This window comes from Rhodanobacteraceae bacterium (genome assembly GCA_024234055.1).
In the GTDB taxonomy this organism is placed as follows: Bacteria; Pseudomonadota; Gammaproteobacteria; order Xanthomonadales; family SZUA-5; genus JADKFD01.
Genome location: JACKOW010000001.1, coordinates 438,208 through 462,946 on the forward strand (window position 1 = coordinate 438,208; position 24,739 = coordinate 462,946).

Consider the following 24,739-nt stretch of genomic DNA (forward strand, 5'->3'; position numbering starts at 1 on the left):
CCTGCATCCGCCCGCTTTGCGGCCCTCGCTGGTTCTTTGCACCGATGGCTGCGTTGCTCGTCGTCGCAATGGAACAACCATTCCTTCTCCTCGCGCCTTGCCCTCGGTGCAAAGCCCTGCGCGATCTTCCGCAACAGGTGTGAAAAATGCGGGCTAGAAGACCTCATAGGGATCCTGGCGGCCGGTGCTGGCATTACCGCGGCCGATCTGATCCAGATCCTCGACGCGGAAGATCTCCATGATTGCCTCGGGATCGGAGGCCGAGGTCAGACGCCCGGTGCCGCTGTTGATTCGCGCCGTGGTGATGCCGGTTGGCATCTGTGGCAATGTTTGCGGGGTGTCCTTCAAGGCTGCGCCCATGAAGCGGATCCACATGGGCAGCGCGGTCTTGGACGCAAACTCGCCGTTGCCGAGCGTGCTGAAATCGTCGAAGCCCATCCAGGCGGTAGCGACCAGGCTCTGGTTGAAGCCCGAGAACCAGGCATCCCGGTGCTCGTTGGTGGTGCCGGTCTTGCCAGCCAGGTCGCTGCGGCCCAGTTCCATGGCCTTGCGGCCGGTGCCGCGCTTGATCACGTCCATCATCAAGGAGGTGATCAGATAGGCATTGCGAGCATCGATGACTCGCGGCGCCAGGTTGGGGCCGTTGGGCGGCGTGCTCTCGTCTGGACCCGCATCGGCCTCGGTTTCACTGGTTTCGGTCGGCAGATCGAGCGCAAATTCCTGGGCCAGTCGCTCTGGGCAGGCCCCGCAAACCACGGTCGGATTGGCGGTGTAGGTGGTGTTTCCCCGGCTGTCGACGATGTGATCAATCAGGTAGGTGTCGACCAGATAGCCGCCGTTGGCAAATACCGCGTAGCCACGGGCCATCGTCAGTGGCGGCGCCGATGCGGTGCCCAGCGCCAGCGACAGATTCTCCGGCAGTTGCTTGGGCGAGAAGCCGAAACGCTGGATGTAACGGCGCGCAAAGGGCACGCCGATGGCATCCAGCAGTCGGATCGAGACCAGATTCTTCGAACGCACCATGGCCTCGCGCAGGCGTATCGGGCCACTGAAGGTCTCGTTGTCATTCTGAGGGCGCCAGGCCTTCTCGACGCCAGGGATGTCAAAGACGATCGGCGCGTCATTGACGATCGAGGCGGCGGTGAAGCCCTTCTCGAAGGCTGACGAGTACACGAACGGCTTGAAGCTCGATCCCGGGTTGCGCTCGCTCTGCGTGGCCCGATTGAACTTGCTGCGGCTGAAGCTGTACCCCCCGACCAGACTGCGAATGGCGCCGTTTTCCGGATCCAGCGCCACCAGCGCGCCCTGGACCGCCGGAATCTGTGCGAGTCGCCAGCTGCCGGTCTCTGTCTGGCGGGCCCGGATCAGATCGCCTACCTTGAGTACCTCGGTCAGCGCCTTGGGTGTTGCTCCGCGCGAGTCCGGGCTCAGATAGCGCCTGGCCCACTGTGCTTCCTTCAGTTCCAGCGTTTGTGTACTTCCGTCCTTCATCAGCAGCGTCGCGGACTCTGCGCCCAGCTCCGTGACCAGAGCTGGCTCCAGGCCACCCACGGGCGACGCGGATTTGAGTATCCGCAGTGCCGCCTCATCCGCTGTCCCGGCCTCAAGGGCGATGTGTGCTTCGGGGCCGCGATAGCCATGGCGCTCCTCGTAATCGATCAAGGCCCCGCGAAGGGCCTCGTTGGCCGCGTTCTGGAGGCCCGAGTCGATGCTGGTGTACACCGAATAGCCGCCCGTCACCGCTTCTTCCGTGCCCAGCATGCGCTCGGTCTCGATGCGCGCCATCTCGGCCACATAAGGGGCTTCGAGTTCGATCGGCAACTCATGGATGCGGGCGATTTCAGGCGTCGCGACTGCCTGCGCATAACTGGCCGCATCAATGAACCCCACCTCCTGCATGCGTGAGAGCACGTAGTCGCGCCTTTCCAGCGCGCGCTGGGGGTTCTGTATCGGATTGAGGTCGGAAGGTGCCTTGGGCAGTCCGGCAATCATGGCGGCTTCCGGCAAAGTCAGTTCTGACAGAGTCTTGCCGTAGTACACCTGTGCCGCCGCGGCAACGCCGTAAGCGCGGTTGCCGAGGAAGATCTTGTTGAGATACAGGCCGAGAATTTCATCCTTGCTGAGTTCGCGCTCGATCTTCAGCGCCAGCAGAATCTCCTTCAACTTGCGCTCGAGCTTGCGTTCCGGCGAGAGAAAGAAGTTGCGCGCCAACTGCATCGTGATGGTGCTGCCGCCGGAGCCGAACTCGCCGCCCGCGCGCACGAATTCCCAGCCAACGCGGGCCATGCCCTGATAGTCGACGCCCGGATGCTGATAGAAGCGCTCGTCTTCGGTGGCGATGAACGCCTGCTTCAGCACCTCCGGAACTTCTTCGATCGTGCTCGGAAATCGCCGTGCTTCGCCGAAATTCGCGATCAGCTTGCCGTCCCGGGAATAGATCTTCAGCGGCACCTGGAAGCGTACATCGCGTAGTGTGGCGACTTCAGGCAGTTCAGGTTCGTAGTGCCGATAGACCAGGTAGATGGCCAGTGCGGCGAGCAGCGCCCCGGCCAGCGACAACACCAGCAGCCAGCGCAACAGGCGTTTCCAACGTTTCATTCGGCGCGGTGTCCAGCTCTACTCGGGGGCGCAGATTCTAAGGCACCCGTCGTCCCCGATGTCGGGCGCGGAAATGATCGTTCAGAACGCGTGTTCAATAGTGTGAGCGTTCCGGCAAAGTTCATGTTGCCAAGCATTTGACTTTGGGATTTAATGTAGAAGCACACGTATAGCTCGTAAGGGCTCGTCGGAAGGGGAAAAATCCGTGGGTCTGTTCACTCCGAAGACACCGCCGCTGGTAGGAGTCGACATTAGTTCGACGGCCGTCAAGCTGTTGCAACTCAGTCAATCTGGGGGGCGATACCGTGTGGAACATTACGCGGTGGAACCTCTGCCGCCCAACGCAGTGGTCGAAAAGAACATCGTCGAGGTCGAGGCGGTGGGCGAGGCGATCAAGCGCGCTGTTCAGCGATCAGGTCTCAAGACCAAGTTCGCGGCAGCCGCCGTCGCAGGCTCATCGGTCATCACCAAGGTGATCCAGATGCCGGCTGACCTGACCGAGGAGGATCTGGAAGATCAGATCCAGGTCGAGGCCAACCAGTACATTCCCTATCCGATCGAGGAAGTCAGTCTGGACTTCGAGGTACTCGGTCCGGTCAAGGACAATCCTGAAAGCGTCAACGTCCTGCTGTCGGCGTCTCGAACTGAAAACGTCGACTTGCGCGTCGCTGCCCTGGAAATGGGAGGGCTCAGCGCCAAGATCGTCGACGTCGAAGCCTTCGCCATGGAGAACGCCTACCAGTTGGTCGCCGACCAGATGCCGGCCGGGCGTGACGGGCTGGTAGCGATCGTTGACGTCGGCGCCACAATGACGGCGCTCAATGTGCTCCGGAATCAGCGCTCCATTTATACCCGCGAGCAGGTTTTCGGCGGCAAGCAGCTGACCGACGAGGTCATGCGCCGTTACGGGCTGTCCTACGAGGAGGCCGGGCTTGCCAAGCGTCAGGGCGGCTTGCCCGAGAGCTACGAGATCGAGGTGCTCGAGCCCTTCAAGGAGGCCATGGTTCAGCAGGTCAGTCGACTGCTCCAGTTCTTCTTCGCCGGTAGCGAGTTCAATCGCGTCGATCAAATCATCCTCGCCGGTGGCTGCGCCTCGATCAACGGTGTCCAGGAACTGGTGGAAGAGCAACTTGGGGTTCCGACCCTGATCGCGTCGCCGGTAGCCAACATGGCTGTCTCGTCAAAGATTCAGGCCTCGTCCTTGGCTGCCGATGCACCGGCGCTGATGATCGTCTGCGGTCTGGCGTTGAGGAGCTTCGACTAATGGCCAGAATCAACCTACTCCCCTGGCGCGAAGAGCGCCGAAAGCAACGCCAGCAGGAATTCTATGTGTTGCTGGGCGTTGCCGCCGTTGCCGCGGTGCTTACCGTCCTTGCCGCGCTCTGGTTCATTGGCACTCAGGTTGATGCACAGACCGAGCGCAACGAGATCCTGACCCGGGAAATCACGGCGCTGGATGCGCAGATCAAGGAAATCGAAGAGCTCGACCGGCAAAGGGATCGGCTGATCGCGCGCAAGGAAATCATCGAGCAATTGCAGGCAACACGCTCGCAGATGGTTCACCTGTTTGATGAACTGGTGCGCACGCTGCCCGACGGCGTCCAGCTGAGCTCCATCAAGCAGAGTGGGGCCACGTTGACGCTGGAGGGTGTCGCGCAGTCGAACGCCCGGGTGTCGGCGTATATGCGAAACCTTGATGCCTCGGCCTGGCTGAAGGAGTCCGAGATCATCAAGATCGAAGCCCGCGGTGATGACAAGAATGTGCCCTACGTCTTCTCCTTGAAGGTGAACCTGGAAGATCCGAACAAGAAGGACGACGGTGCCGAAATGCCGATGACCACGGCTGTCGGAGGTCTGCAGCGATGAGCCTATTTGACGATCTCCGCAAAGCTGACATCAACAATCTGGGGTCTTCCCCAGTCACGGTGCAGGCTGTATTCGCCGGCATCCTGTTCCTCCTGATCTGTGGTCTGGGGTGGTACCTGTACTTCAACCCGCGGCACGAAGAATTCGACGGGCTCGTGGCAAAAGAACGCGAACTGCGCCAGGACTTCGAGCACAAGCAGGAGCGGGCCGCCAACCTGCAGGCTTACCGCGAGCAATTGCAACAGATAGAACTGGTTCTGCAGCAGATGCTGCGACAGCTGCCGGGCAAGACCGAAATGCCCGATCTGCTGGTGGACATCTCGCAGACCGCGCTGGCATCGGGTATCGCCAACGAGTTGTTCGAACCGCAGCCCGAAATTTCGAAGGACTTCTACGCCGAAAAGCCGATTTCCCTGCGAATGGTGGGTTCCTACCATCAGTTCGGGGAATTCGTCAGCGGGGTAGCCTCATTGCCGCGGGTCGTGATTCTAACCATGCACGATATTTCGCTGAAGCAGAACACGCGCGACGCCAATGCCCCGGCGGGTCAGCTCATTCTCGAGGGCACGGTCAAGACATACCGGTACCTTGATGACGATGAGCAGTCGATATCCCAGTCAGCAAGCGGTCGGAGGTGAACATGAATCGTACTCCTCTTATTCTGGGAATCTGCGCCGTTGTAGTCATGATCGGCGGGTGCGCTGACAGTCGCGATGAGTTGGAGTCGTATATCGCATCGGTCAAGCAGAGGCCAGGCAAGCCCTTGCCGCCATTGCCTAAGATGCAGGAATTCGAATCCTTCGAATACGCAGCACAGGGCATGCGCGATCCGTTCACGCGGGTCAGCGCCGATCGTCGGGACGAGCCCGATGCAGTCGCTGCAGGCAGCGGACCTCGTCCGGACCGCGGCCGGCGCAAGGATGAGCTGGAATCATTTCCCCTCGATAGCCTGGATATGGTGGGCACGATGGGCGCCGGCGACAATATCTTCGGATTGATCAAAGATCCGTCCGGCGTGGTACACCGCGTCAAACCGAGCAACTATTTGGGCCAAAATGATGGAAAGATCGTCGGTGTATACGAGGACCGAATTGAACTGGTCGAGCTGTTTCCGAACGGACTCGGGGGATGGGAAGAGCGCCGTTCCGCGATTGCGCTTGATGATGAATGATGCCTTTTGGGGGTTGACGACATGAATGAGAAGAGCCTCTCGCGCATGCTCGGAAGTTATTTCGGGCCGAAGCTCCAGCAACAGTTCCGGAAGGCAGCCGGATTGGCCGTTGTGGCACTGGGACTTTTGTCCACGGCAGGTGTCGCAAGCGCCGCTGACGTGCTCAAGAACGTCAGTTTCCAGCCGCTGCCTGGCGGCGTTGTCGACGTGGCGCTGGAACTGGAAAGCGGCAGCGCGGACCCGAAGATTTTCGCCACCAGCGATCCGCCGCGCATTGCGATTGACCTTGCCGACACCAGCAACCAGTTCGAGGCGAGGATGCTGTCCATCGCCACTGGCGCTGCGAAGGCCGTCACTGCCGTTGAGGCCGGTGGTCGCACGCGCGTGGTCATTGATCTGTTCCGCTCGGCGCCCTATGAATCGCGACGCGAGGGCAAAGTCCTCGTTGTCCGCGTTCAGAACGGGTTCGCTGATGTCGTGGCCAGCAAGGCGCCGACCGATCCGGCCAAATCCGTCGTCGCAAGCAATGCGGTCGAGCTCAGCTCGATCGACTTTCGGCGCGGAAAGGCGGGAGAGGGGAGGCTGATCCTCGGCTTCTCGGGCGATGGCGCCAATGCCAATCTGCGAGAGGAAGGCGGACGTCTGGTCCTTGATCTGCCCAATGTCGCCTTACCGGCGAAATTCCAGAAACGTCTGGACGTGGTCGACTTCGCCACGCCGGTCGAATCGATCGACGCCAAGGTTCAGGGCGCCGGCACCCGGATGACTTTTGCAACCAGTGCCGACTATGACAAGCTTGCCTATCAGGCCGGTTCTGAATATGTCGTCGAGATTTCGCCAAAACGGGTCGAACCGAAAAAGCGCCTGGCTACGGACCCGCCCGTATACAGCGGAAATCGCGTCACTTTCAATTTCCAGGACATACCCGTTCGATCGGTGCTGCAGTTGGTTGCGGACGTCTCGGAACTGAATATCGTCGTGGCCGACTCCGTGCAGGGCAATGTGACGCTCCGCCTGGTCAATGTGCCTTGGGATCAGGCTCTCGACATCATTCTCCAGGCAAAAGGGTTGGACAAGCGCCGCAACGGCTCGGTGATCTGGGTCGCGCCGACCAAGGAAATTGCGGAGCGCGAGCAGGCACTCGAAGACGCACGCATCGCCATGGAGGATCGTGCTGAGGTCATCGTCGACTACATCCCGATCAGCTATGGCAAGGCCGAGGATCTGGCCAAGTTGATGACCACGGACACGCTGCAGTCGCAGGGCGCAGGCGGAACAACGCAACCGACGGGCCAATCGCGAGGGGTTCTTTCGCCGCGTGGTTCCGTGAGTTTCGACGAGCGCACCAACACCCTGATCGTGACCGACATCCCGGAACGCGTCGAGAAAGTGCGTACGCTGGTCTCCATCCTCGACAAGCCGGTACGTCAGGTGCTGATCGAATCGCGTATCGTGATTGCCCAGGAAGGCTTCCGCAAACAGCTGGGTGCGCGCTTTGGCATCACCGGCGCCAATGAAGACGGTGACGGCAATCTGATCACCATTGGTGGCAGCCTTGGAGCCACTGATCAGATGGTGGGGGTTGGTCTGGCGAACCGTCTCAGCGGTTCGTCCAGCGCACTGCCGGTGGGTCTTGGTGAAGCCAGCGGCAACGGCGTGATCGCACCCAGCGCGCTCAACCGGCTCAACTTCAACTTGCCCGTTGCATCCGCCGGGGCGGGATCCTTCGCAACGACGATACTTGGCGCGGACTATCTGCTGGATCTCGAACTTTCCGCACTGGAAAGCGAGAACCGAGGTGAGCTTATTTCCAGCCCCAAAGTCATCACCGCCGACCAACAGGAGGCTGTGATCACGCAGGGTCAGGAGGTCGCGTTCAACCAGCTCAGCGTTTCGAGCACCGGCCAGTCAACCGTTACAACGACCTTCAAGAAGGTTGTTCTTGAACTGAACGTCACGCCGCGAATCACGGCCGACGGCAGAGTCTTCCTTGCCCTCAAGGTTAAGAAGGACAATATCGCGAGCTTCCTGGATACGCCACAGGGACCAGTTCCGGTGATCGATACACGCGATGTGCAAACCGGTGCTTTGGTCGATAATGGTCAGACCGTCGTGCTCGGTGGCATCTACGAAATCACACGGAACGATTCACTCACCAAGGTTCCGGTTTTGGGGGACTTGCCAGGTATCGGTAATCTGTTCCGAAACAAGGACCGGCAGAACAACAAGGTGGAACTGCTGATTTTTGTTACGCCCAGGATTCTCGTCGACTCCAAGTGAGATCGGACATTAAAAGCCAACGGATTATCAAGATGAGTATCAGGAGAGCGACGATGAGCGCTTGGAAGAAATTATTGGCCGTCGGATTTGCAACCACGCTGTTGGCAGGTTGCGGCGGCGGTGGATCCGGCAACGGAGGCGGTGGTTTCACGCCACCCTCGTCAGGCTCGATGCGATACGACATCGTCGGTGGATTGACCTCGCTGCCGTCAAACCGAAGTCAGATCCCACCCGAGACCAACTCACCCTACTGGGTACAGCTGAATGTGCGGGTGTTGAGGTCAAACGGCCTGCCCGCAGCAGACGGTACGGTCGTGAATCTGAGTACCAACAATGTGCGCTCGTTGGCGTTATCCATCCTGGACGATCCCGAGACCACCGACGTCAATGAGTTTGCGACGTATTTCGGCGTTATTTTCACGGAAACGACCGGCGGCCTGGCGACCTTTTTCCTCCATTCGCAGCTCGACCCCGGTACAGTTGTGGTCACGGCATCCACGCCTGATCCCGATCAACCTGGGCGCACGCTCGCCCTGGAAATTCCGTTCACCGTGACCCAGGGGCCGCCCCCGTTCGAGCGTATCGAGATTGCTCCGGAGCGCACGGTACTGCCGGCCAATGTCTTTGGAATCGAGCCCTTCTGGGGTTCTCCCTTCGTCACCGAGGTCACGATCACACGCCGTGATATCCGCGGTCAGCTGCTGCCGGCGGGTGCCATCCAGATCTCGTTGAATCCGATCACCAACACGGCCTTCTCGCAACTGGATGATCCAAGTACCGAGGAGAACGAATTCCTCGTCCTGATCGGCGCCGGTCCTGCCGACGTAGTCGCGGGCAAGAAGACCATCTTCGTGCACTCGTACAACATCACCGGACAGGCCACGCAGCCAGGCCCGTTCACACTGACCGTGACAGCACAGGATCCTGACACCGGAGCCAATCTGTCGAAACAGCAGCAGTTCACGATCGTGGCGCAGGCACCGCAGTTGCCAGCCAATATCGATCTGATCCGGCCTTCGACCAGCCTTTACGTGCAGGGCTCGGGCGGCAACAACACACTGCTGCTGCAGGCCCGAGTGACCGACGGCGCCGCGGCCCTGGTTCCGGATCCGCCGACCACGGCGACGTTCAACAATGTGCAGTTCGAGATTGTCGATCAGGGCGCCAACGGCGGTGAGGTTTTCCGCGGCGTCAACGCCGCGGGTCAGAACGTACAGGGTCGGTCGATCAAGGTGGGTACGCAACAGGGTATCGCCGGCGCGACGCTCGTTTCGGGCAACCGTCAGGGTACTTTCCTGATCCGGGTCTCGGCTGACGCAGCGGACAACAACGTCGACAATGGCATCACCTCGCCGGTCACTCGCGACGAGACGGTCATCATCTCCGACGGCAAGTTGTTCTCGCTGAAGATCACCTCTCCCGATGTGAACGCACTGCGCGTCAATCGGGTGACCGGCGGCGTTGCGCCGGTCGGTGGAGCAACCACCATTCCGACGGACCCGAATGGCACCTACAGCCTGACGATCAGCGTGCTGGCTACCGACCGGCAGGGCAACCCGGTGCTGCCGAATACGCCGATCGACTTCGGTCTGATTGACGCGCCGGTGGCCGGGTTCCCGACGTCGGGTCCGGGCAACTTCCTGATCAGCGGCGGTGACGGCGATCCTCAGGAAGGTGGCACGCTGTTCACGGCACCCGGTGGGGCGTTCACCTCAGCGGGCGGCGGCGCCGGACCTGGCGACACGCTGCTGGTGTTTGGCGAACAGTCCAACGCCAACCGCGATCTGGAAAGTGCGCGAAGAATCGAGCGCATCAACAGCGCCGGCAGCCTGAACGTGACCCAGCGCTTCAACTTCAACAATGACACCGGTGTGGTCGTCAACAGTGGGCCGGTACTGCCCTATGTGATCGGTCGTGCCACCGTGGCCAACATCACTCCGAACGTGCCGACCAACGACATTGGCGTGGCTACCACGACGATGAACTACCCCGTGAATCAGTTGGGGCGTCTGGCGGCCATCTGGGCTCGCGGTGCCGGTGAACTGGTGCAGGGCAGCACGGAGCTGGTGACGGATGCGGAACTGGTGCTGTTCCCCGGTGCTGCACCTGGATCGCTGGTGGCATCGCCTGCGCAGATCCCGGCCAACCTGACCACTACGGTCACGGTCTGCGTGGCAGACGCTCTCGGTGCTCCGATTCAGGGTGTGCCGATCGGCTTCAATGTCGCCAACGCCTCCTCGACCACCACCGTTGATGGCCAATCCAACAGCGGTGTGCTGTCGGCATTGACCGGACCCAGCGGCTGTACAACGGCCAGCGTCACGACCGCAGGCGTGGCCAATCAGGTGCAGGCGCCTTCGATCACCTTCTTCGGAGTTGGTGATTCCAAGGTGGTCAATGTGGTTCCACCCACCGTGTCGATCCTGCAGGCCTTCCCCTCGTCCTTCTTCGGCGGCAACGGCGGACCGGTGAACCTGCGCCTGATCAACGGCAATGGCCAGCCGATTCCGGGCGTGTTGATCACGGGTGTTTGTACCGCTGAAGGAGGCGCTCAGATCCAGCTGCCACAACCGCCGGGGATCACCAATGCCAATGGCGAGACCACGGCCCGGATCACGGCGATCAATCTGGACCAGGCCCAGGGAGCGGCCAGCGGCCAGTGTGTGTTCACAGCTGCTGGCGGCTCGCCCAGCACCACCGTAACGATGCAGGGTGTGAACCTGTGTTCGATCTTCTTCTCACCGCTTTGCGGCTAAATCACCAAGCCTGAGCAGACGAAAAAGGGGCCGAAAGGCCCCTTTTTTGTGTCAACGCGCCGGCCCTTGTACCTGCCGCGCAACGTTCACTCCGTTATCCTAGTTTGCTTAGGCAGTTCGGTATCCGCACATGAGCTCGGCCAGCGCCAAACGAGTATTTGCGCCCGGTGAACGCATCTTCACCGAGGGTGACGTGCCGGATGTGGCCTACCTCATTGAAACAGGCCGAATCGAGGTCTGGGCTACTCAGGGCAGCAAGCGGCTCACGCTGAGCTACCTGGGCGCAGGCGAGATTCTGGGTGAGATGGCAGTGATCGACCGCGCGCCGCGCAGCGCCAGTGCCGACGCCATCACCGAAGTGTCGGTCACTGAAATTCGCGCGGATCAGTTGCGTGAGCGCCTCGACGAGGCCGATCCCGTGCTGCGTGGATTGTTGATCGGCCTGCTGTCGCGATACCGGCGGGGATTGCGTGCCGCGCGGGTGGGTGTGCTGGACGAGCCGGAGAGTGATGACCTGGCCGTGGTCGACCAGAAGCGGCGGGTTGCCGACAAGATCAGACTGGAAAGAGAGCTGCTGGAGGCATTGGACGGTGACCAGTTGCGGGTCGTGTTCCAGCCCATCTTCGACCTTCACGAGAGCAGGATCGCGGGCTTTGAAGCCCTGGTTCGATGGGATCATCCCGTTCGAGGGCCGGTTTCACCCAACGAGTTCATCGCGCTGGCCGAGGAAACCTCCCTGATTGTGCCCGTTGGGCACTACGCGCTGATGCGCTCTTGTGCATTGCTGGCCGAACTGGACCAGCGCCTGAATTCGGATTTCCGTCCATGGGTTGCGGTGAACATTTCCGCACGGCAGTCGCTGGTGCCGGACTTCGCCGACCTGCTGGCCAGCACCGCGAGGGATTCGGGCCTGGATCCTGTTCGACTGAAGGCAGAGATCACCGAAAGCCTGGCACTGGACTATGAGCGAGTGCAGGCTTTGATCGCGCGCTGCCGCTGGCATGGAATTGGCGTGTCGCTGGATGACTTCGGTACCGGTCATTCGGGCCTGGGCCATCTGCACCGGCTCGAGTTCGACACCATCAAGCTCGATCAGAGCTTCGTGAGACCCTTGCCGGGTGATCTCAAGGCCGCCGCGCTGGTGCGGGGAATCGTGACCATGCTGCACGGCATGGGCGCCGAGATGGTGGCGGAAGGCGTGGAGACCATCGAACAGGCGCGCGCGTTGAAGAGCCAGGGCGTGCGCTATTTGCAGGGATGGTTGATCGGGAAGCCGCAGGATCCGGCGGTCCTGGATCCTCTGCACGTCAACCCTCTGCTGCTGGAACTGCAATCCGCCCAGCCTGGGCATGGCCGGCGCGGGGCGCGCGCTTAGCCCGCAGTTTGCCGGTTACCGAGAAAATGCCGTATCTGAGATCGGGGCCGCCATCCTGGCGTGGTAGCGAAGCTCTTTCGATCCACCAGACGGAAGTCCGCGGCGCGCGACGGAGTGATCAGTTCATCCGCGCCGCACCGGCCAGGGTCAGTCGGTTGCGGCCACGCTGCTTGGAGCGATACAGCGCCTTGTCCGCTGCATCGACCACGGCGCTGCAGGTGCGTCGCTCAGGGTCACGTTCCGCCAGGCCTATGCTGATGGTGACTCCGACCTCACCCGCCGTCTGGCCCCGCCGCACGGCCTGGGCGCGTGTTCTGGATGCGTCCTTGCGCAAGCGCACGCGCAGACTTTCCACCGCGGTACGCACGTCTTCCAGCGCTTCGCCCGCGTGCTCAACTCGACGGCCATCGAAGACGATGGCGAACTCCTCGCCGCCATAGCGGTAGGCCGAACCGCCAGCGCAGCGTCGCAACTGCCCGGCCACAGACTTGAGGACGCGATCGCCGGCCTCATGGCCGTAACGGTCGTTGAAGCGCTTGAAGAAATCGATGTCGACCATGGCCACCGCCATACGCCCGGTACTGCGCGACAGGCGCTCGTCCAGGGCCCGGCGGTTGGGCAGGCCCGTCAGCGCATCGATGAAGGCCATGCGGTAGGCACCGTAGAGTACGGCAATGACGATGGCGCCGGCGAAAGCCGCCAACCAGGCCCGCATGGACAGCGGTGGCGCCGGCGACAGCGCCACCATCGCCGGCACCAAGGCCAGAGACAGATGCAGATCCAGCGGCCATCCCCGACGCAACCAGCGCAACAGCGCCCATGCCGCAGCCGCCCCAAGCGCCCAGGCAGCCAGACCGAGCGGCGCGGCTGACACCCAGCCAGCCCACTCGTCGAGCACCTGGGAAACTCGCGGCATGGACGCCGGAAGGGTGCTCAACCCCGCTGCAGCCAGAACCAGACCCAGACTTCGCAGCGATCGCAGAGGTGGTTCTGGCAATACGACGATGAGCAGCACCAGACCGGCGCTGGCGAGGCTGAGGCCCGCTGTGCTGGACGGCGCGTACATGGGCACGCTCAGTGCGGCAAGCACCAGCGCATATCGATTGCGGCCGAAACCAAGCGCAAGCAGAAGCCCGCATAGCCAAACTGCGTCGGCATTCTTCTCAAGCACGCTCAAGAGGTTGACCAGCATTATTCAAGTACTTTCGAGGCAGAGGCATTCTACGGCAGGGGCGTGAGCCCACAAGCGTCAAAGTCGAGCTTTGTGACCAATGTCCCGGCGAATCCCGGCAGCGGCTACCCAAACGTCGCAGGCCCAAAGCCCAGCAGTGCTGACCAATGCCCGGCATTTCAGTTCGGGCCGGGACAGACGCGGCGCATTGCGGCAGAATCCTCCGCCTCTTTGCCCGCCGGGAGCACCCCCAATGTCCAGCCGCCGCAATCTGGCCAATGCCATCCGCGCATTGGCAATGGATGCCGTCCAGCAAGCCAATTCCGGACATCCCGGCATGCCAATGGGAATGGCGGATATCGCCGAAGTGTTGTGGAACGACTTCCTGCGCCACAACCCCAGCGATCCACACTGGTTCAACCGCGACCGATTTGTGCTCAGCAACGGTCATGGCTCGATGCTGCATTACGCGCTGCTGCATCTGTCCGGATACGACTTGCCGATCGAGGAACTGAAGCGCTTTCGTCAGTTGCACTCGAAGACACCAGGCCATCCCGAAGTGCACGAGACCCCGGGTGTTGAAACCACGACCGGTCCCCTCGGGCAGGGTCTGGCCAACGCTGTAGGCATGGCCTTGGCGGAGAAGATCCTGGCCAAGCGCTTCAATCGACCTGGCTTCGAGCTCGTCGATCACTACACCTACGTGTTCCTGGGTGATGGCTGCCTGATGGAGGGCATCTCCCACGAAGTCGCCTCTTTGGCCGGAACGCTGAAGCTGGGCAAGCTGATTGTCATCTATGACGACAACGGCATTTCCATTGACGGCAAGGTCCAGGGTTGGTTCACCGACGACACCCCCAAGCGCTTCGAATCCTATGGCTGGGAGGTCATTCCCGATATCGACGGGCACAATGCCGAGGCCATCAAGGCAGCTCTGGTCACCGCCGCCGCCGATCCGGACAAGCCGACCCTGATTTGTTGCAAGACCGTGATCGGCTTCGGTTCACCGGCCAAGCAAGGTTCCGAATCCAGCCACGGCGCACCGCTGGGGCGCGATGAAGTGGCTGCCGCCCGCGCACAGCTGGGCTGGCACCACGAGCCCTTCCAGATTCCGGAAGAGATCTACAGTGCCTTTGACGCTCGTGTGGCCGGCGCTGGCTGGCAGCGTGACTGGGAAAGCCTGCACGCTCGCTACCAGGAACAATTTCCGGAGCTGGCGGCAGAACTGGACCGCCGTCTGGCCGGCGAGCTGCCAGCCGAGTTTGCGCCGACCATTGATGCCTTGATTGCCGACTTCGACCGCGATGCCAGCAGCATCGCCTCGCGCAAGGCCAGCCAGCGCGCCCTGGAAGTGCTGGTGCCGGTGTTGCCGGAGTTGATCGGCGGATCGGCCGATCTGGCGCACTCCAACTACTCCATCGTCAAGGCCAGCAGCGATGTGCAGACGGCCGAGGATGGTGGCAATTACGTCTATTTCGGCGTGCGCGAATTCGGTATGAGCGCCATTGCCAATGGCATGGCCTTGCACGGTGGCATCCTGCCTTTCACCGCCACCTTCCTGGTGTTTTCCGACTACGCCCGCAACGCCGTGCGCATGAGCGCGCTGATGGGTGCCCGCGTGGTCCATGTCTACACGCACGATTCCATTGGCCTGGGTGAAGATGGCCCCACCCACCAACCGATCGAGCACCTGGCAAGCCTGCGCTACATCCCCAACAACCGGGTCTGGCGCCCCGCCGATGCGGTGGAATCGGCCGTGGCCTGGAAATGCGCGATCGAACGTCGCGATGGACCGAGCTGCCTGGCCTTCTCACGCCAGAATCTGAAGGCTCAGCCGCGCACAGCGGAACAGATTGCGGCCATTGCCCGCGGTGGCTATGTGCTGCTCGATACCATGCCCGGCAAGATCGATCTGATCTTCATCGGCACCGGATCGGAGCTGGATCTGGCGGTGCAGGCCGCACATGCGTTGGCGGGCGAGGGTTTTGCCATTCGCGTGGTCTCCATGCCCTGCGCCGAGGTGTTCGATGCACAGCCCGCGGCCTATCGCGAAACCGTGCTGCCCAAGGCCAGCCGCAGACGCGTGGCCGTCGAAGCGGCCATCGGTGACTATTGGCGCAAATATGTCGGTCTGGATGGTGCCGTGATCGGCATGCAGAGCTTTGGGGCCTCGGCCCCGGACAAGGTGCTGTACGCGCATTTCGGCTTCGGCCTGGAGCGCGTGATCCAGACCGGGCGGGATCTGCTGAACGGCTGATGGTTCAGGGCGCGCCGGATCGGGCAGGTGCGAACTCGTTCGCATGCACCTGCCCGGTCGCCCCTGAGTGGCGCTTCTGCGGGTCCTCGCCCAGCAGGCGGTTGAGCAAGGCTGCCAAGCGTGCCCCGGCCAGTTTCAGGCGTTGATCTGCCAACGGCCGTTTGGCATGCAGATAGCGGGAACTGATCTTGTGTTTGGGCGGGTAGAAATCATCCGCCTGGACGATGCGGCAGGATTCTTCTGCCCAGGTTCCGGGGCTGGCTGCCGGCAGCTGCGATCGCGAAACCCGCCACAGCGGCTTTGCGGCCACCCGCGCCCGATACTGGCGCCAGTCCAGCTTGAGGCTTTCGATCAGCAGTGAGTCCCACACCGAATGCAGATTCCAGCCCTCGCGCCGGATGCTGATCTGGAAGTCGTTGCCGCCCCTGTCGGCGGCGAATCCCGCGTGCAGCGGCTGGTGCACATCACCGACGAAATGGACGATGAACTTGAGCGCATCGCGCCGGCGCTCGCGCGGCAGTTCGGGGTCGACCAGTTCCTGGCTGAAGCGCTGGATGGCCGCGACCACGCACAGACCCTCGGAGCACAGCCGGTCGCCGTCGTAGTGGCAGTCGCCGGGCGTGAAGTTGACCCAGTGCAGCGGCACGGTCCAGCGATATTCGGGTACTGAGTCGCGCACCTCGTCGGCCCAGATCGATACGCCCGCAAGCGTCGGATCGGGCTCGCCCTGCAGCAGTTCGGCCACCGCGGCACTGGCTCTTGCATTGAGCTTGGCCTGCGCCAGTTCGCCGACGATGCGGTGACCGTCCCGGCCCCACGCATATGCCTTGGCGGCCGCGCCTGCCAGCATCAAGCCGAGCAGCATCAGGGTCCAGGTTTTTCGCATGTGGAGATGGCATCTGCCGAGCGGAGGGGGGAGCATATCGTCAGACGATGGACAGAATGAGCACATCCCGGTGAACGAAGGAGATTTGCGCACGGAACGGGTCACCTGGTCGCAGTTCTTGCGTCAGGCTCAGGCAGCTGCGCCTGCTGATGTCGACAGCATCGATGCCGAATATCTGCTGGCCCACGTGCTCGGTCGCAACCGCGCCGGCCTCTATGCCCGACTGGGCGATGCCGTCACGGCAGCCGAGGCAGCTCGATTTCGAGCGCTGTGGCAGCGCCGCTGCGCTGGCGAGCCACATGCCTACCTGATCGGTGAGCGTGAGTTCTATGGTCGCCCCTTCCTGGTCAACCCTGCGGTACTGATTCCACGCCCCGACACCGAGATACTGCTCGAAGCCGGCTTGGCGCGATGGCCCATTGGGCGCGCCGGCATCGTGCTTGATGCCGGTACCGGCTCGGGGGCGCTGGCAATCAGTTTTCAGCTGGAGCGAGCGCGGAGCAGCGTTATTGCCGTAGACCGCAGCCCTGCGGCGCTGGCAGTGGCGCAGGCCAACGCCCGCCGATTGGCGGCTCGAATCGGCTACTGGTGCGGCGACTGGTTGCAGGCAGTGAGCGCGGGCAGTGTCGACCTGATTCTCTCCAACCCGCCCTATCTGGATGCTGCTGATCCGCACCTGCCGGCATTGATCGCCAGCGGCGAACCTGAAGCGGCACTGCGGGCACCGGAATCGGGACTCGGTGATCTGCTGACGCTGATACGCGAGGCCAAAGGCGTACTGCGCACCGGTGGCTGGCTGCTGCTGGAGCACGGTTGGACGCAGGCGCCGGCCGTGCGCGAGGCCCTGTTGGACCAGGGCTATGTCGAGGTGAGCAGCGAACGTGATCTGGCCGGCCACGAGCGGGTGAGCGGGGGACGAGTGCCGTGAAGCCTTGCGAGGAGGTCCAGCATCTATCGCCCGGCGATGGCAATTCGATCCTTGCTCTGGAGGGCGCCGCACTGCAGCGCCACCTTTTGCAGACGGCAGATCAACAGCGGCCGCGCAGGCACCCGTCGATGAACCCGATCAGGAATTAGCCATGCGTGACCTCCTCAAGCTGGGCTTCGTCGTAGGCGTGATGACCCTCATCGCGATGATCGTCGCGCCGATCGTGGAACGAGAGCATGAGGAAGCAAACATTGCCGCTCAGGCGGCTCAGGCGGCACAGGAGGCGGCCGAGCAAGCCTATCTCCAGCCCTTCCAGGCGGTCTTCGCCAGCGGCGACTGGCAGCAGATTCTGAGGCATTGCCTCAACGCCGCGGACGCAGGCTTCAGCTACTACCATCCCCCGCAGGCGCTGGCGATCAGCCCGGATCGCCTGGATGTCTATGTCTACGAGGGCGCCAGCGTGGACAGCCTGCTGCGCGTGAGTTGCTCGGATCAGGGTCTGAACCAGACGCGCATTGAGCATCCACTGAAACAGCTGCTGGCTGTGGAAGCAGACGATCGCGAACGCAGTGCTCCTGATCTATCGGGCGAAATGAACAGGCTGCTGCGGACGCTGCCGATGCCGGTCGCGAGTATCGAACTGCTGCGCAAGCCTGACGACGACACGATCGTCAGCAGGATCATCCGCCGAAACGACCAGGGCTGGCAGATCCAGACCGAACCGGCCGATGCGCCGGCATTTGCGCGCTTGTCGACCAGCGACAGCCTGCTCGCCGGACAGGCCGAACTGGGCGCGTCGAACGCGCCCCTGCCCACTGTGGCGCAGGAGTATCCGCGGCGCCGCTGGGCCGCCGCGAGCACCGAGGCTTTCGACTTTCTGGATCAAGCATTGCCGGCGGCGATCAAGGCTCGAATCGCCGGACTGCAGATCGACGATGACAAGCTCAACCTCGTGGTCGCCGGGCCGGTGCCGGGATTTTCCTTCGCCTACGCCTCCATCGAATACGACGCCTGGGGCAGCGCCACGACCTGGCTCTATCCCTACGACTCGCCGCCGTCCTTCGGTTGTGCGACCGGCATTCCCCTGGCCGAGGTGCGCCAGCGATTCGATCAGGCCTGTGCGGCGCGGTCTGGCTGCGGGCCTGACGGACACTTCTCCATTGCTTTCTATTCCTGTGCAGGCGGGGACGATCGACCGGGCTATTGGCAACTGCATTTGCAGTAGAGGGGCAGGGGCGCGCGTTCGATTCGGCTGGCGACCTCGCGGCGCCCGGCAGCCCAGGTCGCGGCCGCCGGCGCGAGCGATCCTGGTGCACATCCCGATCCGCCGCGCGCCGGAGCCGTGCTCCCTCACAACGACTTGCGATGTGCTCAGCGCCAGGGGTTGTTGAAGGTCCAGACAAGTCTGGACCTGCCAAAGCCAGCACAGCCAACCCAGGTGGCTCTCCATGAACCCATATCCCAAGTTGTTGATTTGCCCTTGTAGGTCACGTTGCTCGCGTAGCGAGCTACGTGACGCAAATGGATGTCACGTAGTCCGCTGACGCGGACAACATGACCTACGACGGCGGGTTCATGGGCCGTGGGCAGTTTCAGGCCAACCCAGGTGGCTCGCAATGACGCCTTTGCCCGACTTGGTCCCCGGCCTCAGTCTTCCTTGTCAGCGGCATTCAGTTGCCCATACAGCCGCCAGCTCATGAAACCGAGCAGGATCACCCCGAAACCGAGCACGCTCCAGAGGAGGAAACGTCGCCAGCGTGTCGGATTGAGCGCCTCCTGGCCGTCGCTGGCGGGTGCTTCCAGGACCAGCGCGGCGGTCATCGGCGGGCCAGGCCTGGCGCGCTCCAGTTGCTCGATTTCGGTGGCGTTGTAGCCGGGGGCGACCTGCGCCATCGGCGATGGGCCTCCGCTCCATCGGCGATGGATCTCGGGTGCGGCGCCCACCGCCAACAGGAAGTCCTGGCCCTGCGCGTTGAACACCAGCGTCTGCGGCTGCCATTCCAGCACCAGCTTCGGTGCGGCGTGTCCGGGGGTATGTGGGCGCAGGATCCACTCCGGGCCGGACATCGGGGCGATGCTGATGCGCCCGGATCGGCGCTCGCGTCCGTTCTGATTGAGACGGTAGAAGGTGCTCTCCACCCGGGTCTGCAGCCACCAGCGCGGCTGCCGCTGCCCCTGGTCGCGGTAGAAGCCGATCGACACCGGCAGCACGGTGTTGGGCTCAGGTAGCACCAGGCCGAGCGCGGTGGCGACGATGGCCGGGCTGGCGGCGTAGCTGAAATCGCCCTCGACCTTGGCGGGTATGCCTTCGATCTCAAGCTCCAGCGTCGGGTCCAGGGTGATCGTGGAACTGCGCCAACGGGCGCGGATGGCAGCGAAATTGATGGGTTCGCCGTCGGTCCATCGCAGCTTCAGATAGCGGCCGTTACCCACAGGCACGTCGATGCCGTCGCTGATCAGCCGCTGTGAGGCATCCACCGAACTGATCCAGTCGACACTGCCATTGGCAATGCCGTCCCAGAGCTTCAGATCATCGCTGCGCTCGATGGCGAGGCGGGCGCGATAATCCGGGGCCGATTCCGGCAGCTCGAAGCGCAGGCTCTCCAGCACCTCTCCGCGCTCGCTGGCACCCAGGTCGACGATCAGCGCGCTCAGCTTCGCGCCGCTGGCGACGACACCGGCCTTGCTGGTCACCGAGACCACCGCGCCATCGGCGCCAGTCCGCAGCTCCAGTTGCAGATCGCCGTTGCCGCCGCTGATGGGCGCGTTCTGGTAGATCGGGAACAGACGGGTGCCGGATTCGCGCGCCTGCGTGCGTGTGCGGTAGCTGGGCCGATAGAGCGCGTACGGCAGCAGTTGTCCGGCCCCGTTGTAGACCCGCAGGTCGGCCAGTTCCGGACTGCGTGAGTATTGGTACACCGTCAACGGCAGCTGCAACTGGACCACGCCGTTGTCGCCGCTGACCGCGAGTGGCAAGCGCAGCGCGAACTCGTCCGGCGTCGGCGCATGCACGGGCAGCGGCTGGGCGGACGCCAGCACAGGCAGGAACAGTGCAAGCCAGCTCAGCGCTCTCATCGGAAATCTCCGTAGTTCATGCACTCCGGTCTCACCAAACATGTCGTGACCCATTGATGTATCCAACCAAAAAAGGGGCAAGGGGCAGGGGGCAGGGGGAGGGGCTCAACCTCGACGCATGATCTGACCGTGCCGCGACGTGGGTCCCCTGCCCCCTGCCCCCCGCCCCCTGTTTGATGCGCGAACAAGCGCACCGCCAGGGGCGAGCCGGGCTAGGAATGGTTGATCAAGGGTCATCGGCATCCTTCGCGGCTTCTCGCGGCAGCGGCGCCAGATAGCCGATCAGCAGCATCAAGCCGCCCACGCCCATGAAGGAGACGATCCGGGCGACGCTGCCGACGTTGCGCAGGTCGATCAGGAACAGCTTGCCGACGACCACGCCGAGCAGTACGGCGCCGACCATCCACAAGGGCTTGGACAGCTTGCGTACGGCGAAGCGCATCAATCCGAAAGCACACAGCGTCCACACCAGCGACAGCATGGCCTGGACGAACTGCGACTGGTACAGCGGGTCGAAGCGATAGGGCAGGCCCAGATATTGCGCCGCCGTGCGTAGCAGCATCAGATTGAGCCAGCCGAAGGCCAGTGCCATTGCAGTGCGGGTGATGTCGCGGCGGCGCTCGTCGTCAATCTGATGGCGGTACATGCGCCACAGATCGGCCCACAGCAGGGCGACGAAGCCGGTGGTCAGATCCAGCGGATTGAGGACGGGCAGGTAGGGCAGGGGCTGCATGCTGCCGTCCTGACGCAGATTCCAGTAGATCGCCAGCAGCGTGGCCCAGAAGGCAGCGATCGGAATGACCACCTCGCCGTACCATGAGCCGAGCGGACGCAGGGGCCAGCCCAGAGTGCGCACCTGCCGCAGCCCCACGAACAGCACGCCCAGCGATACCCAGGCCGCCAGGTAGTCGGGCCACATGCCGGCGACCACCCATTCGGCGTCTTCCAGGCTCACATCAGCCGCGGGCGCGGCCAGCCAGGGCATCAGATTCAGCGACACCGTCGGCGGCAGCATCAGCCAGGGGGCAATGACCCGACCAAAATGCAGCCACTTGAGCGTGCGTTCCCCGAGGGGCTGAGTGCGCTGCCACAGGCGTGCGCTGACGGCGATGGCCGCCCAGGTCAGCAGCAGCGCTGCCACGGTACCGAGCGTCGGCAGCTGGGCGCGCTGATAGAGCCCGGCGAGTACGGCCAGACTGGCCAGTGCCTGCATTGCGGCGGCCGGGGCGGCGAGCCAGCGCAATGCGCTGAAACCGGTACTCAGCATCAGCTGCAGCGCCAGCAGCGCTGCGGCGCAGGTCCACAACAGACGCAGATCGGCGTAGCTCAGCCAGGCCAGGGGATGCTGGCTGCTGGCGCCCAGCGCGGACAAGGCCTGGGTGCTGGCCACGGCCAATCCGTCCACCAGCAGGAGCTGAACGGCCAAGGTCAGCCCGATCAGCCAGATGGCGATCGCGCTGCTGCGTTGCGCTGGACTCAGGTTTGGATGACGGCGCTCGTCGCGCACGCGCCGCAAGGCGATCCAGCACAGGGCCATGAAGATCAGCGTACCGAGCAGCGGTCCGCCCAGCCAGGCCTTCAGCACGTCGGCCAGCCCACCGTCTCCGGGCAAGTCACTCGCCCATGAGAAATCGAGCAGGTGCTCGATCGGCAGACTCGGTGACACCTGAATCATGAAGGCCCACAGCGCGGCAGCGGTGAGGGTGGGCCAGATCAGGCGCAGCACGCTGTCGCGTTGCGGGAAAGCATGGCGCTGAGCCAGCGCCATCGCGCCCCAGGCCGACAACGCCAGACCCACGCTGTAGCCGGCCCAGAAGGGAATGCGATACCAGAGTGCCGTTTCGCCAGCGGCGGGCGTGGTCAGCCAGGCCAGTGCATGGGCTGCACCATGCAATCCGAATCCGCACCACCAGAACAGGGCCAACAGGAACCACAGGGAGGTAGCGCGCAGGGCGCTGCTGGCGTCCAGCACCTCGGCCTCCAGTTCCCGCACCTGACGTTTGAAGGCAAAGGCCGACACCAGCGCACCGCCGCCGAGCAGCGCGCCGCCCAGCAGGGCGCTGTTGGCCAGCACCGCGCCAAAGCTGGTTTCGGCGTAGGCGCCGATGTTGCGCCACTCCATGTAGCGGGCCATCAGCGACAGGAAGGTCAGCCCGGCCACCGCGGTTACCGCGCCGGCGAGCAGGTTCGGTACCCGCCATACGGCGCGCTTGCCCAGCCACTGCAAGCCGAAGACCAGGGCAATGGCGGTCAGAACGAACAGGCTGGCGCGATGCACGCCATGCACGCGCAGCCAGACTTCCACCCACAGGCCAGCCAGCAGCCAGACCACGGCGATGCTGATGAAGGCGCTGGCATAGGCGCCAAAGCGCGTGCGCACGCTGTGTTCATCATCCGTCGCCTGAGCGCCGTGGCTGCGGAAGACCAAGGCCAGAAACACACCCGTGGCACCGAGCAGGATGAAGCCCAGACTGATGTGATCGGCCAGCGCCTGGATCGGATCGAGCCCGGTCAGGGCGCGGATGAAGGCCGCCCAGCTCAGGAACTGCACGAGCATGCCGAAGCGCCAGACCAGTTGCTGGCGCTGCTTCAAGCCGACCCAGATCACGCCGGCACCTTCCAGCGCCCAGGCGGCGGAGGTCCAGCGTCCATCAAAGGCCAGCGGAATCGCGAGCGTGCCGAAGACCATCGCCAGCGCAAAGAAGCACTCCACCAGCAGGCGCAGATGGCCCCGGCGCCAGCGCCACAGCGTCGATGCCAGTGCCGCATACAACAGGCCGAAGCAGAGCGCCGACAGCGCGCTGCCGAACTCCATGTCCTTGACCAGACCATATTGCAGCGCCATGGCCACGGTGGGCACGCCGAAGACCAGCGTGGCATCGACATAGAGCTTGAGTTGTGTGGACTGGCGCCAGGCGTAGAGCACGGCGATGGCCACGTAGAACAACACGAACAGAATCAGGAAGAACTGGGCGCTGGCGTAGTGCTCAGGCTCGTAGCGCTGTACGCCCCAGGCGGTGCCGATGATGAAGGTGAACAGGAAGCCGAGCAGATTCAGCGAGCGCCAGGAGCGTTGCCAGGCGATGGCCAGGATGCCGGCGTTCAGCAACGCGTAGTAGCTGAACAGGGCAACGTGGCTGCCGCCGCCGCTGGAGGTCAGGATCGGCACCGCAAACCCGCCGACGATACCGAACACCGCCAGCCACAGCGCGTTCTGCAGCACTGCCAGAATGCAGGTGAAGGCCACCAGCACCAGCAGCAGGCCGAAGGTCGGTCCGGAGGGCAGCAGATGGTAGATCTTGAAGGCGCCGAAGGTGACCAGCATCAGCGTCGCCAGGGCCGCGCCCTGGGTGGGCAGGGCAATTCCCGGCCTGGTGCTGCGGATATGCCAGCCCCAGCCGAGCAGGGCGATGGCGCCTGCGGCGATGCCCGCCAGTCGCAGCTCGATCGGCACGGTGACATAACTGGAGGCGAGGCGCAGCAGGAAGGCCACGCCGATGAACAGGATCATCAGGCCGATCTTGGCCACCAGATTGCCGCCGAACAGCCAGCCTCTGGCCTGGCGCAGCCACAGAGAGATCGGGGTATCGACGTTCCTCGGCGGGCGCGGGCTGCGCGGTGGCGACGACCTTGGCTGCTCTTGCGCTGGTGGCGGTGCGGCAACCCCTGGCGGCTTGGGCTTCCACACTCGCGGTTTGTCCGCTGGCGCAGCCGTCGTCGCCTCTGCTGATGGCGTTTCGGTCCAGGCCGAGCGCGGCGGTGCGGGTGGCTCCTCGGCCGGCGGACTCTCCATCGGCTGCAGATCCCAGCGCTGATGCGTGCGGTCGGCCGGGACGGCCGGCGCCTCAGGCGCGGCGGTGCTGGCTTGTGCCGGCTCGGCAGGTGTGACTGGCGGCGCGGCGTTCGCCGGGGCCGGCACGGAGAATTCATCCGGATCAAACCGGAACTCCCCCGGGGCGCTGCGCTGGGGCGTCTGTGGAGTACGTGCCGCCTGGGCGAGGTCGCGATCAGGCACCGTGGGTATCGGGGGCGCAGCTGCTTCCGGCTCGACCTCAGCCTCGGCCGCCGTGGCTCCCGCAGCCTTCACCCGCGCCTGCAGCAGCAGATGTTGCTTGCGCAGATCGCCCAGTTGTTCTGACAGGCGACGCAGCTCCGTGGCCTGGCTCTCGGCCAGTTTTTCCGCCTGCGCGGCGCGGGCGCTGGCGCGGTTGGCTATCGCCCAGGCCAGGCCTGGCGCAATCAGCAGGTACAGCAACAGCAGGACCGCCAACAGGCCGAGCAATTCCATGGGATGCCGATGCGAAACCCTTGTGAACGATCATGCTAGCAGCAGCAACCAGCTCCCGGTGACTACCGTCGACGCAGTTGCTGCGCGC

General features: G+C 63.5%; 15 protein-coding genes. 10 read left to right on the forward strand and 5 right to left on the reverse strand.

Features of this window, described 5'->3' with window-relative positions:
• Positions 1-153: 153 nt before the first annotated feature.
• On the reverse strand, positions 154-2,598 hold the full coding sequence (locus tag H7A19_01820; GenBank protein MCP5473559.1) for a penicillin-binding protein 1A: 2,445 nt from the start codon (positions 2,596-2,598) through the stop codon (positions 154-156).
• A 205-nt stretch (positions 2,599-2,803) separates the two neighbouring features.
• Here H7A19_01820 and H7A19_01825 point away from each other — a divergent pair, with 205 nt between their 5' ends.
• The 7 genes from H7A19_01825 (at position 2,804) to H7A19_01855 (ending at position 12,046) form a co-directional block, all read left to right on the forward strand.
• A complete protein-coding gene (locus H7A19_01825; protein ID MCP5473560.1) occupies positions 2,804-3,862 on the forward strand; it encodes a pilus assembly protein PilM in 1,059 nt (352 codons plus the stop codon).
• Positions 3,862-4,464 (forward strand): PilN domain-containing protein, encoded by a 603-nt coding sequence (locus H7A19_01830; GenBank protein MCP5473561.1) that lies wholly within the window; start codon positions 3,862-3,864, stop codon positions 4,462-4,464. The genes H7A19_01825 and H7A19_01830 overlap by 1 nt, the downstream gene beginning before the upstream one ends.
• The gene (gene pilO, locus H7A19_01835) at positions 4,461-5,102 is read left to right on the forward strand and encodes a type 4a pilus biogenesis protein PilO (GenBank protein ID MCP5473562.1); all 642 of its coding nucleotides are present in this window, start codon (positions 4,461-4,463) and stop codon (positions 5,100-5,102) included. The genes H7A19_01830 and pilO overlap by 4 nt, the downstream gene beginning before the upstream one ends.
• Positions 5,103-5,104: 2 nt before the next feature.
• Positions 5,105-5,635, forward strand: coding sequence for a pilus assembly protein PilP (locus tag H7A19_01840; protein MCP5473563.1), 531 nt, complete (start codon positions 5,105-5,107; stop codon positions 5,633-5,635).
• A 45-nt stretch (positions 5,636-5,680) separates the two neighbouring features.
• A complete protein-coding gene (gene pilQ / locus H7A19_01845) occupies positions 5,681-7,915 on the forward strand; it encodes a type IV pilus secretin PilQ (GenBank protein MCP5473564.1) in 2,235 nt (744 codons plus the stop codon).
• Positions 7,916-7,968: 53 nt separating this feature from the next.
• Complete coding sequence (locus tag H7A19_01850) at positions 7,969-10,671, forward strand: hypothetical protein (GenBank protein ID MCP5473565.1); 2,703 nt, start codon at positions 7,969-7,971, stop codon at positions 10,669-10,671.
• Positions 10,672-10,801: 130 nt separating this feature from the next.
• Positions 10,802-12,046, forward strand: a complete 1,245-nt coding sequence (locus H7A19_01855) for an EAL domain-containing protein (protein MCP5473566.1) — start codon at positions 10,802-10,804, stop codon at positions 12,044-12,046.
• A 118-nt stretch (positions 12,047-12,164) separates the two neighbouring features.
• Here the strand turns inward: H7A19_01855 and H7A19_01860 are convergent, their stop codons facing one another.
• The gene (locus tag H7A19_01860; protein ID MCP5473567.1) at positions 12,165-13,136 is read right to left on the reverse strand and encodes a GGDEF domain-containing protein; all 972 of its coding nucleotides are present in this window, start codon (positions 13,134-13,136) and stop codon (positions 12,165-12,167) included.
• Positions 13,137-13,470: 334 nt separating this feature from the next.
• On the opposite strand from H7A19_01860, the gene tkt reads away from it, so the two are divergent.
• Entirely contained in the window at positions 13,471-15,474 is a 2,004-nt protein-coding gene (tkt, locus tag H7A19_01865) for a transketolase (GenBank protein MCP5473568.1), read from the forward strand.
• Positions 15,475-15,478: 4 nt separating this feature from the next.
• On the opposite strand, the gene H7A19_01870 is transcribed toward tkt, so the two are convergent.
• On the reverse strand, positions 15,479-16,360 hold the full coding sequence (locus tag H7A19_01870; protein ID MCP5473569.1) for a S1/P1 nuclease: 882 nt from the start codon (positions 16,358-16,360) through the stop codon (positions 15,479-15,481).
• Here H7A19_01870 and prmC point away from each other — a divergent pair.
• On the forward strand, positions 16,359-17,288 hold the full coding sequence (gene prmC / locus H7A19_01875) for a peptide chain release factor N(5)-glutamine methyltransferase (protein MCP5473570.1): 930 nt from the start codon (positions 16,359-16,361) through the stop codon (positions 17,286-17,288). The genes H7A19_01870 and prmC overlap by 2 nt on opposite strands.
• A gap of 151 nt (positions 17,289-17,439) precedes the next feature.
• A complete protein-coding gene (locus H7A19_01880) occupies positions 17,440-18,513 on the forward strand; it encodes a hypothetical protein (protein MCP5473571.1) in 1,074 nt (357 codons plus the stop codon).
• 422 nt (positions 18,514-18,935) lie between these two features.
• Here H7A19_01880 and H7A19_01885 read toward each other — a convergent pair whose 3' ends face one another.
• Together H7A19_01885 and H7A19_01890 are read right to left on the reverse strand one after the other, a co-directional pair.
• The gene (locus tag H7A19_01885) at positions 18,936-20,363 is read right to left on the reverse strand and encodes a DUF3999 family protein (protein MCP5473572.1); all 1,428 of its coding nucleotides are present in this window, start codon (positions 20,361-20,363) and stop codon (positions 18,936-18,938) included.
• Between the two features lie 226 nt (positions 20,364-20,589).
• Complete coding sequence (locus H7A19_01890; protein MCP5473573.1) at positions 20,590-24,651, reverse strand: DUF2339 domain-containing protein; 4,062 nt, start codon at positions 24,649-24,651, stop codon at positions 20,590-20,592.
• Positions 24,652-24,739: the final 88 nt, after the last annotated feature.